Origin of the sequence: Kribbella sp. NPDC058245 (assembly GCF_042882005.1) — a bacterium.
GTDB lineage: Bacteria > Actinomycetota > Actinomycetes > Propionibacteriales > Kribbellaceae > Kribbella.
The window spans coordinates 1-16,532 of the sequence record NZ_JBHVWY010000008.1 but is presented as its reverse complement, the minus strand read 5'-3'; the positions used below and the strand labels follow the sequence as shown (position 1 = coordinate 16,532).

The window sequence follows — 16,532 nt, the reverse complement described above, 5'->3', positions numbered from 1 at the left end:
GCATACTCTGGCATCGCCGCTCAGCTTTGGGAAGGCCACCACATAGATCTGATCCTTCAGCTGTCTGTAACCTGTCAGTCCTACCTCTTGCTGCTCGACGGGTCTGAACAGGAGTAACTGATCGTGGTCCAGGCCATTGGAGTGACCGAAGCCGGCGACGCGGACGCACTGACCGTGCTCGATCTCGCGCCCGAACCACTGGGCGACGGTGAGGTCAGGATCCGCGTCACCCACGCCACCGTGAACCCCGTCGACGGAATGCTCCGCTCCCGGGAAGGCGACGGCGTAAGGGTTCCTGGGATGGAGGTTGCCGGAGTCGTCCAGGAGCTCGGCGGCGACCTGCCGTTTGCCGTCGGAGATGCGGTCATGGCGATCGTCGTTCCTGACGGTGAGCACGGTGGGTACCGCGCGGAGGTCGTCGTACCGGCGCTGTCGGTGGTCAAGCTTCCCGCGGGCCTCTCCCCCGCGCAGGCCGCAACCTTGCCGATGAACGGCCTGACTGCACAGATCGCCCTCGACACACTCGCCCTTCCGGCGGGCGCAACGGTTGCGGTCACCGGCTCGGCAGGGACCGTCGGCGGCTACTTCATCCAAGTGGCGAAGCACGCCGGGCTCACGGTCATCGCGGACGCTGCACCAGCCGATGAGGCCTTCGTCAGGGCCTGCGGGGCTGACGAGATCGTGGCCCGTGGCAACGACTTCGCCGCCGCGGTCCGGCAACAGCACCCGGCAGGTGTCGACGGCTTGGTCGACACCGCGCGCCAGGAGGCCGCCGTACTGGATGCAGTGAAGGACGGCGGCACCGTCATCACCGTGAGCGGCTACGCAGGTGACGGCACCGACCGCGTCGAGGTCACGCCCATCTTCGTCTTCCAAGCCGCCCAAAACGCTGACGCTCTCCAACGCGTCGCCACCCTCGCCGCGAGTGGCGTCCTCACCACCCGCGTCGCCGGGGAGCTCCCGGCCATCAAGGCCTCGGAAGCTCACCGCGCCCTCGAGCAGCGCGGTCTGCGCGGCCGCTACGTTCTTCAGTTCGACTGACCTCAGCTTTGCTGGACACGGGCGGAGTCACGTGGTCCAGGTTCAAGAGGTTGGCGAGTCGGGTCTGTAGGCGGTGCGCGTGGGAAGCAGCGGGAGCTTCGGTATAGCCAGCCAGATTCCAGCGTTTGTAGGGGTCTAGCGAGCGGTGGTCCTCGACGTAGCCGCCGTCGGGGAGGCGGACGATCCGGCCGGTTTCGATGCCGTGGACTGCCTCGTCGAGGGCGCGGGTCTGCAGGCTGACGCAGATGCGGCGGGTCAGGAGCAATGCCGCTGGTGGGCCGACGATCAAGAGTAGCTGGAAGACGTGGATCAGCGCGTTGAATGACAGGTTGAACTTGAGGGCGATGGTGTCGGCGCCGGCTGCGGCCCACAGGATGCCGTAGAAGGTGATGCCGGCGACGCCGATACCGGTTCGGGTCGGATTGTTGCGCGGGTGCTCAAGGAGGTTCTGGTCGCTCCGGTCGCCCAGAACCCAGTCCTCGATGAAGGGGTAGAGCGCGAACAGGACCAGGAACAGCGTGCAGAGGGTGACCGGCAGCAGGATGGCGAGCGTGAGGGTCCTCCCCCAGACGTCGACTTCCCAGCCGGGTGTCAGGCGGAGGCCGCCATCCAGGAACGCCAGGTACCACGCTGGGCCGATTCCGGCCGAAGCGTCTGCGGGGTCGGCCGGGCCGTACAGCCAGATCGGGTTGATGGTTGCCGTTGCGCCGAGCAACAAAGAGACGCCGAGCACGAAGCAGAAGAGGCCGGCCGACTTCACCGCGGCAACGGCCGCCGACTGTCCCACGACGTTGTCGTTCGTCCGACCGGGTCCCGGGTACTGCGCGGGTCCGCGCTTGATGGCCAGTACCCCGGCAACGACGAAGAGCCCGACGATCACCGCAGGCAGAACGTAGACGTGCAACGGATAGAACAGCTTGATCACGTCACCCGGGAAGTCTCCACCGAACACGAACATCGAGAGGTAGGTCCCGACGAAGGGGATCGACTTCAGCACCCCGTCGATGACAGCCAGGCTGGAACCCGACAACATGTCGTCCGGCAGCGACGTACCGGTTTGGGCTGCGCCCAACGTGGCAAGGAACAATCCGAACACGACCAGCCAGCTGAGCCGACGCGGCCGACGGAACCCACCGGTGAAGAACAGCCGCAACAAGTGCAGCATGATCATTGCCACCATCAACAATGACGCCCAGTGATGGATCTGGCGCACCAGCAGCCCGGCGCGCATCTCGAAGCTGATCGCCAGCGTCGAATCCAGCGCCTTCGACATCGTCACCCCACGCAGCGGCGCATACGGGCCGTCGTACACGACAGGATCCAGCGACGCGTCGTACGGGACCATCAGGATCAGGCCGGTGACCAGCACTACGACGAAGCTGTAGAAAGCGATCTGGCCGAACATGAGCGACCACTGGTCGGGGAACGCCCTCCCCCGCAGGTCTTTCCACGAGCGCTGCATCGACTCGCTCCTCTCGGGCCCCGCACAACGCGGATACCCTCAAGACAACGCAGCACGCCGTTTCGTGACAGTGCACAGGCCGGATGTGACCTGTCAGACAGGGCGGACGCTCCCGGCGGGATCTACGGCGTCGGGGTGTCCGAGGGCGTAGGCGTGTCCGACGGTGTCGGGGTCGGGGTGGGAGTCGGCGTGGGAGTCGGCGTCGGCGTGGGAGTCGGCGTCGGGGTGGGGGTTGGCGTCGGAGTCGGGGTGGGAGTCGGCGTCGGCGTGGGGGTTGGCGTCGGAGTCGGAGTCGCAGACGGCCTGGTCGTGGGAGCCGTGGTGGGCTGAGTAGGCGCAGTGTTGCTGGGAATGTTCGGCGTACTGATGCTTGACGACGGTTGTGGGCCCACGTCGTTCGTCGGTGGCAAGTCCGTACCGCGGTTCTGCAGCAGGATGGCTGCGGTGATCGCGCCCGCGATGACGAGCGCACTACCCGCGGCGATCAGCCAGGTGGTCATCGGGCGCGGGGCCGGCTTAGCTGCAACTGGTACCGCGGCCGGGACGAGCGGCTCGGTGGGGCGATCGACGACCAGCGGCGTGGGCGCCGACCAGGTGCCGGCAGCGAGCTGGGCAGCTGTCGGGCGCTGCGACGGGTCCTTGGCGAGCATCTGGAGTAGCAGCGCCTCGGACGGACCGGCGAGCTCCGGCCGCAGCTCGCTCGGCGGGACTGGCTCAGCATCCACGTGCTGGTAGAGCACGGCCGTCGGATGGTCACCCGTGAACGGCGGCCGGCCACTGACCAGCTCGTACAGGACGCAGCCCAGCGCGTAGATGTCGGCCTCGGGACCAGCCTGCAGACCCTGCGCCCGCTCCGGAGACAGGTAGTAAGGGCTTCCCAGGATCTGACCGGTGACTGTGAGTTCGCTGGCCTCTGCTCCAGGTAACTGCGCGATGCCGAAGTCGGCGACCTTGACCGTGCCACCCGCTGTGACCAGCAGGTTGCTGGGCTTGATGTCGCGATGGACGACGTCCACGGCGTGTGCCGCCGTGAGGCCGGTCGCTGCCTGCTTGATGATGTCGATCGCCCGCTCCCACGGCAGCGGACCTTCCTCGGCCAGCTCACCGGCGACCGAACGGCCCTCGACCAGCTCCATCACCAGGTAGAACGAGTCCTCGTACTGACCGAAGTCGTAGACCGCCACGATGTGTGGGTCGCTCAGCCGAGCGGCCGCCATCGCCTCACGGCGGAAGCGCTCAGTGTCGGACTGCTCCGTCCTCGAGCGCAGCATCGTCTTCACCGCGACCACCCGGCCCAAGGCCTCGTCGGTGGCGCGGTGCACCTCTCCCATCCCGCCACGCCCAAGAGACGCGCCCAGCCGGTACCGCCCTGCGATCAGCATCCGTTCCTCGTACCCACCCCGTCGACACGGCAACCCGCTCGTCCGGGCACCAAACTCCGAGGTTACTCGGAGCGATCAACACGCCGCGAATCAAGCGCGAAACGCGTCGATGACGAGCGCCGCGAACCGACGGGATCGTCCTCAGGCCCTGATGTGCATTCGCTGTCCGGTATTGGACGGCCGACTCACTACGTTCTGCGCTGAAAGGATTGCACTGCGCCACTGCTTCGGCTGTTCTGGTCTGCGTCGTGACCAGAGAGAAGGAGCATGATGATTCCTGAACACAAGGCGGCCACTGGGGTCGGCCGGCGGGCGGGTCTTCGTGGAGCCGTCCTCGGAGCGCTGGCCGCCGCACCTGTGGTTCCGTTCGCAAGTCGTCTCACCGGCTCCGCTGCCGCCCACTCGCAGGTGACGGCTCCGGCGGCCGCGTGTGTGGACCTGCCGCTGGTCGGTGGGACCGAGTTCCCGATCGGCGTCTTCTGGCCACCGCCGCCGTACCAGACGACGGTCGAGCGGTACGGCGAGATCCGCGAGGCCGGCTTCACCTTCCTGATCACCGGCAACTACCTGGACGACCAGGCGATCATCAAGCACACCCTGGCGACCGCCGAGCAGGTCGGTCTGAAGGTGCTGGTCTCCAGCGATCCCGATGTACAGAACATGGCGCGCCGGTTCACGATCAGCGACGACCGGTCGGTCCCGATGTCGATCACCACCGCGGACGCCCGGACCTTGTTCACCAACGCATTGAACAGCTACCGCGGCTTCGATTCGTTCGCCGGCTTCAGCCTCGGTGACGAGCCGTCGGAGGGGCAGATTCCCTCACTGGGCAAGGCGTTCACGATCGCCCGCGAGCAGGCTCCGACGTACACGCCGTACTCGAATCTCGTCCCTGGCAGCGGCGGTGGGTACCAGACGGTGGTCCGCAAGTACGTCGACACCTGCCACCCGCCGATGCTGTCGTTCGACCGGTACCCGATCCTCAGCTCCGGCCAGGACCTGCAGTACTTCGAGAACTGGGCGATCATCCGGTCCGAGGCTCTGCGCGCGAACATTCCGTCGTGGGTGTTCGTGCAGAGCGTCGAGTACAACGGCCACCGGTTCCCGGCGCAGGCCGACCTGCTGTGGAACATCAACACCAGCCTCGCCTACGGCTGCAAGGGCATCCAGTACTTCACCTACTGGCAGCCCGACATCGCCCGAGGTGAGGGCTTCGGCCGTGCCATCACCACCCTCGACGGCACGCACACTCCCCTGTACGACGCCGCGAAGTCGGTCAACACGGGTTGGCTCCGCCCGGTCGGCGCCGAGCTCAAACCGCTGATCTCCGAGATCGCCGTCCACGCGAACGAAACCCCACCCTCCGGCACGGTCGGCTTCACCCCGGACAGCTACCTCAGCGGTACGGCGGGCAGTCCCGCGGTGCTGGGGCGGTTCCGGCCCACGGACGCGGCCAAGACCCGCTGGCTGCTGATCGCCAACCGGCAGGCCGGTGCGAGCGCGACCACGACGGTGTCGATGAACCAGGCAACGGTCACGAAGGTCTCGGTCTTCGACCCGGCGACCCGCACGTACACGGCTCAGGCCGACAAGACCAAGATCGTCGCCACCCTGGCACCCGGGGCCGCGGCCCTGTACCGGCTCGACGCGTAAGGGGGACGAGATGCGCACCCAGCTCCTCAGCCAATTGATCACCGGTGGCGTCGCGGCCGCCGTCGCAGCGACCGTCATCGCGGTCCCACACGTCTTCTCCAAAGAAGCCGCTCAGACCGCAGCGCCCACTGCCATCTGCACCTACAACTGGTACCTGTCGAACAGCAGAACGTTGAGCACGGCAACCATCCCGGCGTTTGCCTACGGCAACACTCCGATGACGCCCCTGGCCGGCAACTGGGACGGCGCCGGCGGCGACACACCAGGCGCCTACAGCCCGGACGACCACAAGTTCTTCCTCAGCAACAACTTCAACGGCGGCGTCGGCCAGATCACCATCACCCTCGGTACCACCGGCGACCGCCCGATCGTCGGCGACTGGAACGGCGACGGCACCGACGAGGTCGGCACCTACACCCCGTCCACCGGCACCTTCACCAAACGCGCAGCCGACGGTACGACGACCACCCTCGCGTACGGCGGTCCGTACCGGACGCCCGTGGTCGGCGACTGGAACGGTGACGGCATCGACGACGTCGGCGTCTACCGAGCCGCCGACGCCGCCTTCGACCTCCGCCTCGCCGACGGCACCACCCGCTCGTTCGTCTACGGCGACCCCTACTGGAAGCCGCTGACCGGCGACTGGAACGGCGACGGCCGCGATGAGCCCGGCCTCTACAACCCCGCCAACGCCACCTTCTACTTCCGTGTCAGCGGCATCGACCCCACCGAGACCACCGAAAAGATCCGGTACGGCGACACCGGCGACCGCCCCCTGATCGGCGACTGGGACGGGAACCGCACCAGCAGTCAGGGGGTCATCAAGACCTAGCCGATGGTCCACTGCTGCAGAGCGGAGTTCGTGTCAGCTTGTTGAGTGACTTTGGCACCGTCCATTGCGGCCGCGGTCGTGAGCAACAGACCGCTGCCGACGGACTTCAGCTTGTAGTTGCCGTTGGCAAGTTTGGTTGCGGTCCAGCGCTGGTTGGCGCCGCTGGTGCAGGTCCATTGGATGATGGCCGTGCCAGCGCTGGTCGCACCGCCGTTGACATCGGCGCACAGACCGGAGGAGCCGTTCTTCAGGGTGTAGGAACCGTCGGTCTGCTGAGCGAAGGCCCATTGCTGGTTGGTGTAGCCGTTGGTGGTCCAGGTGATCAGCTGGGTTCCGTTCGCCGTGCTGCGGTCCGGATCGTCGAGGGCCTTCCCGCCGGTGGAGACGGTATGAATGCCATTGAGGTTCTGCGGCGCGGTTCCGACCGCGGTGAGAGTGAGGGTCTGCTCTCCCCCGGTGCGGCTGCCGCCTACGGCATTACCTGTTGCGTTGGTCCAGTCCCGGGTCGGCGTGGTCTCGGCTCCAGAGCCCGCCGTCAGACCGAGAACGAGACCGCTGTGCCGGTTGACGAAACGGAAGGTACCGCCGGCATTCTTGATCAGCCACCACTGCTGACCCACGGTCGTACTGGGTGCTGTAGCTGTCGGCTTGGTACCCCAGGCACGGCTGGCCGTCGTACCGGCGTCAACGCCCAGGGCGTTACCCGTTGACGCGTCGCGGATCTGGTAGGAACCGTCGCCGACGGCAACGAAGTACCAGCCGTTGGAGGCCGGAAGGACGCGGCCGTCGGCGTTGGCGATGCGGTACGCCTTGGTCAGGTCGAACGGCGCAGCGGCGGGAGCGGTCGAGCCGATCGTCAGGTTGACGTATTCGCCGGACTTGCCGCCGGAGCAACCGAAGGAGCAATACGTGCGGAAGTCCTTGCCGATGATGGTCGAGTTGGTCTTGTTGCCGGAGTCAACGAACCAGCGGTACCAGGAGGCCGTGGTGTAGTTGCCGGTGTCACCGATCGGGTACCACCTCTGGCTGGTCAGATCGTCGGTGGCGTAGAACTGCTGCGGCGCGTTGCCGCTCTGGTCCACGACCTGCGGCTCGCCGATGTACAGGCCGAGGTAGGCGTTGTAGGCGATGTCCATCACGAACAACGGCGAGGTCGGGGACAAGGTGCCGGCGGCAACCTGCTGGTCCGCCGTACTGGTGTTGGTGGGCTTGTAGTCCTTCGCCAGCGGCGTGTAGCCGTCGGGGTTGCTCGCGTCGACCGGCACCAGGTTGCTCTCGCGGCCGCCGACACCCGGTTCGGACCAGGCGCCGTCATACCACTTCTGCCAGGAGGCAGGCGCCATCTTCGACGACATCTTGGCGCGCGCGACATGCTCCCGGAAGTTCTTCCAACTGCCCGCCTTGTCGACGATTCGCGAGCCGTAGTACACGTAGAAATAGCCTGACGCGGTGTCGACGAACAGCCGTTGGTCACCGTCGCCGTAGGAGTAGGTCTGGTTCGGGAACGCCGTGCTGTCATTGCGCTTCGTGCTGTACGGCGAGGTGATGACGTGGCTCTTGATCGTCCAGGTCTTGCCCTGGTTGGTGGAGACGGCGTAGTCGATGGCGTCGTAGTGCAGGCCATCACCGAAGGGTTGCGGCGTGAACTCGTTGTGCACCAGGCCGTACCAGTCCCCCGTGTCCGGGTCGACCCACACGCCGGCCAGATCGCAGTAGTTCTTCTGCGCATACCCCGAACCGCTCGGGGCGAAGGTCGACTCCAGCCCGGTGGGACTGTTGTTGCAGCGCCACGTGGTGTCGTTGTTCTTGTCGCTCGCGTTGGCCGGGTTCACTGCGTTACTGATGGCTGACGACTTGGTCGCGGTGTCGAAGTTCGTGCCCGTGTAGAAATCCCATTTCCGCGGGTCCGAGGCGCCGTACAGGGCTGCGGACTGCTGGAAGTAGAACGTCCCGTCCTTGTCGATGTACGGCGCTGCCGGGGTGTCGGTCGGCGTCGTCCACGTGCCCTTGGTCCCGACAGTGATCGTGTACGACGCGTCCGGCGGCGCCGCCGACGCAGCGGGGCTGAGAGCACCGGCGGCGAGCCCGAGGGCCAGCAACACGACGACGGCCGGCTTACGAGAACGTGGCATCGGAACTCCTCACATCGGGGGCTGCCGGAACCTTAGGTTCCATTTGACCGGTAAACAAGACCTAGTCCTCATTGACGTTGACCTGCGGGCGGCAGATACTCGGAGATTCAGTTGACCGGTCCAAAGGATGAGGTACGCCTGTGGTGACGATGCAGGACGTGGCCGAGCGCGCGGGCGTCACCAAGCAGACGGTCTCGAACGTGGTGACCGGCCGAGCCGCGGTCCGCCCCGACACAGCCGCCCGGGTCCGGGCCGCGATCGCCGATCTGGGCTACAAACCGAACCTGGTGGCGCGCTCGCTGGCAACCGGTACGACGATGACCGTCGGACTGATCGTGCCGACAGTCGCCAGCCCGTTCTACTCCGAGATCGTCGAAGAGGTCGAGAACGTCCTGGAACAGCACGGCTACCACCTCGTGCTGGCCACCACACGGGCCGACGGCGACCGGGCCAAACGGCAACTGGCCGGGCTGTCGAGCCGGCTGATCGACGCCCTGCTGATCGCGGGCGACCGGGATCTGACCGATCCGCTCGCGCTGCTTCCGGACCCGCGGTTCCCGATCGCCTTGTGCGCTTGGGAGACCGACATCCCCGATTCACTGCCGGTCGTCACCATCGGCTACGAGCACGCCGGTTTCCTGGCCGGCAAACACCTGCGCAGCCTGGGCCACCGGCGAGTCTCCGCGGTGGTCGAGCTGCCGACGCACCAGCGGCGGCTGGACGGTCTGCGGTCCGCGTTCGCGCGGCACCGGATGCGGATCGGCGACGACAGGGTGTTCACGCCCACCGAGGCCACGCCGGCCGGTGGGTTCGCCGCGGCGCAGGCGGCGCTGGCCGCAGATCCGTCACTGACGGCCATCTTCGCCTCGCATGACCTCCTGGCGCTGGGCGTACTCGAGGCGGTGAAGGAGTCCGGTCGGTCGGTCCCCGGCGATGTCTCGGTGATCGGCTTCGACGACACCGCTCCCGTGGCCCTGACGCACCCGGCGCTGACCGCGATCGCCGTACCGGCCCGGCAGATGGCCCAGCAGGCAACCTCTCTCCTGCTGCGGGCGATCACCGAAGGTGCGCCCCCGGTCAACTCGGCTCAGCTCCTACGCACCTCGCTCGTGATCCGCGACAGCACCGGCCCTGTACGCCGCTAGAGCCGGGGTCCTTCGACACCCAGTTGGGCGAGAGCCTCGACGTACCGGTCGATGTTGCGCAGCTTGACCGTCTCGTAGCCACGGACTAGGTCGGGCAGATCCGCCAACTGCACTGCACGCTCGTACGACGCTGAGTCGAGCTCGGCGGCCAGGTTGGTCACCATGGTGCTGTAGTGGTCGCGCAGGGTGCGCTCGACCTTGCGGAGGTGGGCGTAGCCGAAGAGGTCGAGTCGCGTGCCGCGGAGCGGCTTCAGTCGGGCCAGGGCGCGGAGGGTGCCGTGCGACTTCGGTCCGAAGCTCAGTTTCTTCTTGCGGCCCATTGCTCGCAGTACTGGTGGGTGCAGCTTGAAGGAGACGGTGCCGCCGGGGAAGGACTCGCCGGTGGAGTCGAGGAACTCCGGGTCGGTGAGGAGGCGGGCGACCTCGTACTCGTCCTTGTAGGCCGTCAGCTTGAACAGGTTGCGGGCGACGGCCTCACTGAACCGGGTCTCGGTGGTGACCGCACGTTCGGCGGCTGCGACCTGGGCGACGAGGTCGACGTACTGGTTGGCCAGCTTGACGTTCTGGTAGCCGACCAGGTCGGTCGCTCGTTGGCTCACGAGGCGCAGCAGCTCACCTTGCAGGCCAGCGGCCGCGACGGAGGGCGGTACGACGCGGACGGTAGCCGGTTTGGTCGTCGTACCGGCCTTATGGAAGGCAGCCGGGTCGGTGACGGCCACGCGACCCCAGCGGAAGGCGGCGATGTTCGCTGCGACCGAGGTCCCGTTGATGGTGATGGCTTCCTCGATAGCCGCGGCCGGGATCCGGAGAGCGCCGGTCTGGTAGGCGGCACCGACGAGGAGGAAGTTCGCGGCGATCGTGTTGCCGAACAGGCGGTCGGCTGCCTCTAGAGCGTCGAAGTCGAACAGCTCGGCGCCGGCCGTGCGGACGCGCTCCAGCAGCCCGGCCTCCTCGGGGTGCTGCACAGACGGGTCGTAGACCATCGCGCCGGTTGCGGTACGGCTGGTCGAGACGACGATCCGGGTCTTCTTGGCGCTGCCATAGGCGAGGTTCCGGTCCTCGGCGAGCGTGAGCAGGTCGAAGCCGAGGAAGCAGTCCGCGGACCCAGGGGTGAGGCGGTTGGCCGGCTCGAGGTCGCCGGCGGCAAACCGCAAGTGACCGGTGACCGGCCCGGCCTTCTGGCTCAATCCGGTCTGGTCGAGCGACTCAGCGGCGTACCCGGCCCGGAGCGCAGCGGTAGCGAGCACCTGGTTGACCGTGACGATGCCGGTGCCGCCGATGCCGGCCATGAACACGTTCTGGGTGCTGGTCACCCGCTCCTCGGCGCTGCTGGCTGGGACCGACGGCGGCTTCGGGAAGGTCTTGCGAACCGGGGTGCGCTTGCGGCTGGGGGCAGTCTCAACAGTCACGAACGACGGGCAGTCGCCGTCCAGGCAGCTGTAGTCGGTGTTGCAGGAGGTCTGCTCGATCCGCGTCTTGCGGCCGTACTCGGTCTCGACCGGCTGCACCGACAGGCAGTTGCTCTTCACACCGCAGTCGCCACAGCCCTCACAGACTGCCTCGTTGATGACGACGCGCTGGGTCCTCGCCGGCAGGGTGCCGCGCTTGCGCTGGCGGCGCGCATCGGCGGCGCAGTGCTGGTCGTAGATCAGCACGGTGACGCCCGGGACCTCGCGCAGCATCCGCTGGGCCTCGTCGAGGCGGTCGCGGTTCCACAGCAGGGTGCCGGGCGCGAGGTCGCGGCGGCGGTGCCGTTCCGGCTCATCGGCGCAGACGACGATCTTCTGCACGCCCTCGGTGCGCAGCTTGTGCGTCAACTGCGGCACGGTGAGCGCGCCCTCGGCGTCCTGTGCGCCAGTCATGGCGACGACGTCGTTGTAGAGCACCTTGTAGGTGATGTTCACCCCGGCGGCAATACAAGCCTGTACGGCGAGCTGTCCGGAGTGGAAGAAGGTGCCGTCGCCGACGTTCTGGAAGATGTGACCGGCATCGGTGAACCAGGCCTGGCCGATCCACTGCGCCCCCTCGCCACCCATCTGGGTGACGCCGGTGACGGCGCTGTCGTCACGGTCGGAGATGGTGACCATGGCGTGGCAGCCGATGCCGCCGCCGCCCATTGACCCCTCAGGGAGCGCCGTCGAGCGGTTGTGCGGGCAGCCGCTGCAGAAGTACGCCGACCGGCTGGTCGACAGCATCGGTAGCGGGATCCGCTTCGGAGCGGGCGGGGTGATCGTGACCAGGTCTTTGAGGACGTGCCGCAGCGGGGACAGCAGGCGGCCCGAGGTGAGCTCGCCGTCCGCAGGGACCAGCGGCCGGCCGTTGTTGTCGCGCTTGCCGAGGATCTGCGGAGCGTTCGGCGTACCGTAAAGGATCTCGCGGAACTGGGTCTCGACGAACGCCGTCTTGTCCTCGATCACCACGATCCGGTCGAGACCCTCGGCGAACGAGTGAACGGTGCCGTGGGCAACTGGGCTCATCAGGCCGAGCCGCAGTACCCGGATGCCTGCCTGAGCCAGTGCCGAGTCAGTGACGCCGAGGTCGGTCATCGCCTGGCGCATCGAGTCGTAACAACTGCCCGAGGCAACGAAACCCACGGTGGCGTGGGCCGGGTCGATGTCGACCACGTCGAGCCGGTTGGCAACGGCGTACTGGCGAACGAGTTCGGTCCGCGGGCCGACCATGTCCGCTTCCGCGGCGACGATCGCGTCAGGGCGGAGGACCATCGGGCGCTGCGCGTAGGCGTACGGCTTGCCGTTCCACTCGATCGTGGGCACCACGGGAAGCACCTCGCTGGGGCCAACCGCCCAGGCGCCATCGGCGACATCCGCCACGATCTTGAGCGCGACCACGCAACCCGTCGTCCGCGACAGCTCGATCGCATGCAGGCCGAGCGTCACGATCTCAGCCGCGTTGCGCGGGAAGAGGACCGGGATGCCCAGCGCGGCAAGGGATCGCTCGCTCACGGCCGGCACGGTCGACGACTTCGACGCCGGGTCGTCGCCGACGAGCAGTACAGCGCCACCACGCGGGTTGACGCCGTACATGTTGGCGTGGCGCAGCGCGTCCGTGGCGCGGTCCACGCCGGGGCCCTTGCCGTACCAGAAGCCAGTGACACCGTCGTGGGTGCCGGTACCGAGCGGCAACTCGATCTGACTCCCCCACACCGACGTCGCGGCCAGCTCTTCATTGAGACCCGGTACGAAGCGGACGTCGTTCTCCTTCATGACGTCCTGCAGGTCGGCCAACAGCTTGTCGAGCCCACCGAGCGGACTGCCCTGATACCCCGAGACGAACGACGCCGTCCGCAATCCCCGGCGCCGATCAAGCGCACGATGCTCGACCAACAGCCGCGCGATCGCTTGGACGCCGGTCAGCAGCGTCGGCGGACCAGACGGCCGGAAACGATCGTCGAGGTCGTACGGCGGCGCGGCGAGCCGCTCCACTGTGATCTCGGCGGGGGCGATGGCAGTCATCGGCTCTCCAGGGGGTCCGCGGCGGTTCCCCCGAGCCTGAGGTCTGGGTGCGCCGGGTCACAAGTGACGTCGTCGAGTTTGGCGACGATCCGCAACCGGTACGACGCTCTGTCCCGCTCACCCGCAACATATCCGCCGTACCAGGTACTGTTTGTTGCGTGCCCGATCAAGCGACACTGGACCAGACCGACCGCGCGATCCTCGATCTCCTCCAGGAAAACGCCCGCCGCCCCCTGCGCGACATCGCCACCGCCGTCGGCCTCACCGTCGCGCCGGTCCAGCGCCGGATCGCGCGCCTCGAGAAGCTCGGCGTCATCGAGCGCTACACCGTCCAGATCAACCACGGCCGGATCGCCACCGGCATCGAGGCGATGACCGAGCTCCACTTCGCCGACGACCTGGACCTCGCCCAGATCATGGAGTTCGTCGCCCAGATCCCCGAGGTCAAGGAAGTCCTCACCCTTGCCGGCGACCCCGACGCCCTCGTCCGCATCCAAGTAGAAGGCGTCGAAGACCTCCGCCGCGTAGTCAGCGCCCTCCGCTCCACCAAAGCCGTAGCCAGCACCAAAACCCTCGTAGTCCTAGAACGCTGGACCCGCCGCGGCTAATACACCCCACCCCACCCCGCCAGTCGGGGGCTTGAACAAGAAGTCGGGGGCTTGAACAAGAAGTCGGGGGCTTGAACAAGAAGTCGGGGGCTTGAACAAGAAGTCGGGGGCTTGAACAAGAAGCGGTGGGCGCGAACAGGTCATAACTTGTTCACCCCCACCACAGCAGGTGCACACCCCCGGCCCCCGGCCCGGACGATGCCTGACGGGCGCTCAAGGCCAGTCGCGCAACCTTGTGCACGGCCCAACCACTTCAGCAGGCCCCACGTGGTTGATCGGTGCTCAAGGTGAGCCGGCGATCCGACCTTGAGCACGGCTCAACCGTTTCCGCGGGCGCCACGTGGTTGAGGGGTGCTCAAAGTGGCTCACGGGCTTCGGGACCGGGACTCGGCCGGCTACGTCTTGCTGTGGCTGATCGCCACGGCGGCCGATCAAAGACGGGGTGGCTGAGCGATGCGGTGGCTGAGGGGGATGGTGAGGCCGCGACCAGCCTTACCGTTGCTTGGGGTGCTGGGCTGTGGTTGCGCTTCGGGCAAGAGGTCGCCGTACAGCTGAGCCCGCCTCCACGAAGCCGATGCTGCCTGGTCACGGCCCGTCAGCAACTTCGCAATGCAGCAGGCAGGACCCGAGCCCCAGCCCGGCGTACAGCATGCCGCCTGCCCCGGCCCCATCGCAGACTTCTCGATGGTGACCGAGGCAGGTACACGAAATGCGTGCATCACTGCGCGACGACGAGACGGCAACCGCGCAGACACTGGGGCGTGCGGTGGTTACGGCCCGGCTCCTGGGGTGGCGTCGGTCGCCCAGGGGTCGCGGAAGTTCGGCACTAGCGAGCGCAGCCGAGTCCGGAAGGCTTCACGAGCAGCAGCCACTTCCGGGGTGGGCAGAGTGCTGGCGGTGGGGAGGCTGCTCGGCGGCCAGTGCACTGGATCACTACTCACGCTCGCACTGCCCGCGCCAGCAGTGCCATTGGCGCTCCCGCTATCGGCGTTCGCACTGGCTCCGCCAGTACTGGCGCTGCCGACACTCGCGGTATCGGCATCGGCCGTAGCGGTGCAGGCGGTATCGGTGCAGGCGGTATCGGTGCAGGCGGTATCGGCACAGGCGGAGCTGGCATGTGCGTTGGTGACGCTCGCGCTCGCACTGACGGTGCTGGCGTTGCTCGTGTGGGCATTGGCCATGCTGTCGCCCTCGCTGTGGGCAGGGGTCACCCACGCAACGACCGCAGCCAGGGCAGCAGGATCGGTCAAGGGCGGATCGGCCCATGCCGGGCGCGTCACCCGGACAACCCCGTCAGTGATCGACACGCTCCACTGCCCCGCATGAACCGCCCGATGATGGACAGCACACAACAACGCCAGATTCTGCAGACTCGTCGGACCGCCGTCAGCCCAATGAATCAGATGGTGCGCATGACACATCGACGGTGGCGCCTTGCACACCACACAACCCTTGTCGCGTTTGTTCAAAGCCCGGCGAATGTACCGGTTCACGAACCGTTGCTCGGTCCCCACATCCAGCGGCTGCGAATCGCCACCCAGCACGATCGGCAGGATCGCGGCATCACAGGCCAGCAGCCGCACCGCCGAGGCCGACAAGTTGCCCCCGAACACCAACTCACCGCCCGCGCCCGGCAAACCGAGCACGCCCACCGCATCCGTCGTATCGGTTGTTCCCATCGCGCCCACCGCACCCATCGCGCCGACCGTGTCGGTCGTACCGGCCGTGTCGGTGGTGCCCACCTCACCCGTTGCGCCGGGCACACCCGACGTTCCTGCCTCACCCGTTGCGCCGGGGACACCTGACGTCCTCGCGCTGCCGGACGTGCTGCGTGTACCCGTCGTATTGGCTGTCGCGCCCGGCGCATCTACTCCACCCGTCGTACCGGGTGTGGTGGTCGAGCCCGTCGCAGCCGCTCCATCGGTCGTGGCTGGTGTGGGTGTGGGTGTGGGGGTGGTGGTGCTGGCGGCTTCAGTGACTGTGCCGAGCTGGGTCTTGAGGTCGTTGAAGTCGATGGTGACGGTGATGTGCGGTACGCCGGGATAGTCAGAGTTGCCTGCGGCTGCATCCAGGATTGTCTTGAACCCGTCAACCTGCCGAACCTCAAGAGGCCGCGGATCACGCTCACCATCGACTGTCTTGTGCGGCTTGGACAAGGCGTGAAGCTGCGTGAGGAGGGTCTCGCCGCTGGCACCGGCCACGAACCCGGAAAACTTCACCCCACCATCGACCTGCCGCACCCGCAGAGACTCCTTCGCCCGCGCCTCGTCCTCAGCCGGCTCAGCACCATCGGTATCCAGCCGCGCCAGAACCTCCTGACCGAACTTGGCCAGTTCGCGGGGGTTGGAGATCCGTGCGGCGTTGACCATCTGCTGTTCGGCGACCTCGAGTACGTCGACCGGGACCGACGCGGGTGCCTTCTCCAGGGTCGTGACGATCACCTTGGCCAGCGCCGGATCCAGAACCGCCGGATGTGACGGGTCGGTGAGATCAGGCAGCGCCTCCACCACCGCCGAATACTTGCCGAGGGCGCCAGAATACTTGAGGTCTTTGCGGACATCGGCCGGGTTCAGCCGGTACCGCTGCGACACCAACTCGACCGTGTCACGAGCACCGAGTTCTTGGGCGGTGCCCATCTCGTCCAGCCGCCCCGCGAGCTGCAGTTCATAGGTGCTCAGCAGGGCCTTGGCGGCGTGCACGTTGTCGAGATTGGTCAGCAGTTCGCTGCCACTCTGCATGCACACCGGGCGCATCGCCAAGATCTCCATACCGAAAAGCATAGCCACGCCCACCGACAGTTTCCG

The 16,532-nt window shown here is 67.1% G+C and carries 10 protein-coding genes; 5 read left to right on the top strand and 5 right to left on the bottom strand.

The annotated features are described in order from the left end of the window. Nucleotides 1–123 precede the first annotated feature (123 nt). On the top strand, nucleotides 124–1,041 hold the full coding sequence (locus tag ACFVWG_RS19910) for a zinc-binding alcohol dehydrogenase family protein (RefSeq protein WP_391544801.1): 918 nt from the start codon (nucleotides 124–126) through the stop codon (nucleotides 1,039–1,041). Here the strand turns inward: ACFVWG_RS19910 and ACFVWG_RS19905 are convergent. Together ACFVWG_RS19905 and ACFVWG_RS19900 are read right to left on the bottom strand one after the other, a co-directional pair. Then, nucleotides 968–2,503, bottom strand: a complete 1,536-nt coding sequence (locus tag ACFVWG_RS19905; RefSeq protein WP_391544800.1) for a cytochrome bc complex cytochrome b subunit — start codon at nucleotides 2,501–2,503, stop codon at nucleotides 968–970. The genes ACFVWG_RS19910 and ACFVWG_RS19905 overlap by 74 nt on opposite strands. Before the next feature lie 122 nt (nucleotides 2,504–2,625). Continuing rightward, a complete protein-coding gene (locus tag ACFVWG_RS19900) occupies nucleotides 2,626–3,885 on the bottom strand; it encodes a serine/threonine-protein kinase (RefSeq protein WP_391544799.1) in 1,260 nt (419 codons plus the stop codon). Nucleotides 3,886–4,152: 267 nt separating this feature from the next. Here ACFVWG_RS19900 and ACFVWG_RS19895 point away from each other — a divergent pair, with 267 nt between their 5' ends. Together ACFVWG_RS19895 and ACFVWG_RS19890 are read left to right on the top strand one after the other, a co-directional pair. Further along, nucleotides 4,153–5,538, top strand: coding sequence for a hypothetical protein (locus tag ACFVWG_RS19895; protein WP_391544798.1), 1,386 nt, complete (start codon nucleotides 4,153–4,155; stop codon nucleotides 5,536–5,538). A 10-nt stretch (nucleotides 5,539–5,548) separates the two neighbouring features. After that, nucleotides 5,549–6,370, top strand: a complete 822-nt coding sequence (locus tag ACFVWG_RS19890; protein ID WP_391544797.1) for an FG-GAP repeat domain-containing protein — start codon at nucleotides 5,549–5,551, stop codon at nucleotides 6,368–6,370. Here the strand turns inward: ACFVWG_RS19890 and ACFVWG_RS19885 are convergent. Then, a complete protein-coding gene (locus ACFVWG_RS19885; RefSeq protein WP_391544796.1) occupies nucleotides 6,367–8,502 on the bottom strand; it encodes an RICIN domain-containing protein in 2,136 nt (711 codons plus the stop codon). The genes ACFVWG_RS19890 and ACFVWG_RS19885 overlap by 4 nt on opposite strands. 149 nt (nucleotides 8,503–8,651) lie before the next feature. Here ACFVWG_RS19885 and ACFVWG_RS19880 point away from each other — a divergent pair, with 149 nt between their 5' ends. Further along, on the top strand, nucleotides 8,652–9,647 hold the full coding sequence (locus ACFVWG_RS19880) for a LacI family DNA-binding transcriptional regulator (protein ID WP_391545091.1): 996 nt from the start codon (nucleotides 8,652–8,654) through the stop codon (nucleotides 9,645–9,647). On the opposite strand, the gene ACFVWG_RS19875 is transcribed toward ACFVWG_RS19880, so the two are convergent. Further along, nucleotides 9,644–13,120 (bottom strand): indolepyruvate ferredoxin oxidoreductase family protein, encoded by a 3,477-nt coding sequence (locus tag ACFVWG_RS19875; protein ID WP_391544795.1) that lies wholly within the window; start codon nucleotides 13,118–13,120, stop codon nucleotides 9,644–9,646. The genes ACFVWG_RS19880 and ACFVWG_RS19875 overlap by 4 nt on opposite strands. Before the next feature lie 158 nt (nucleotides 13,121–13,278). Here ACFVWG_RS19875 and ACFVWG_RS19870 point away from each other — a divergent pair, with 158 nt between their 5' ends. Further along, complete coding sequence (locus ACFVWG_RS19870) at nucleotides 13,279–13,728, top strand: Lrp/AsnC family transcriptional regulator (protein WP_391544794.1); 450 nt, start codon at nucleotides 13,279–13,281, stop codon at nucleotides 13,726–13,728. A 770-nt stretch (nucleotides 13,729–14,498) separates the two neighbouring features. On the opposite strand, the gene ACFVWG_RS19865 is transcribed toward ACFVWG_RS19870, so the two are convergent. Next, nucleotides 14,499–16,496 (bottom strand): DUF222 domain-containing protein, encoded by a 1,998-nt coding sequence (locus ACFVWG_RS19865; RefSeq protein WP_391544793.1) that lies wholly within the window; start codon nucleotides 16,494–16,496, stop codon nucleotides 14,499–14,501. Nucleotides 16,497–16,532: the final 36 nt, after the last annotated feature.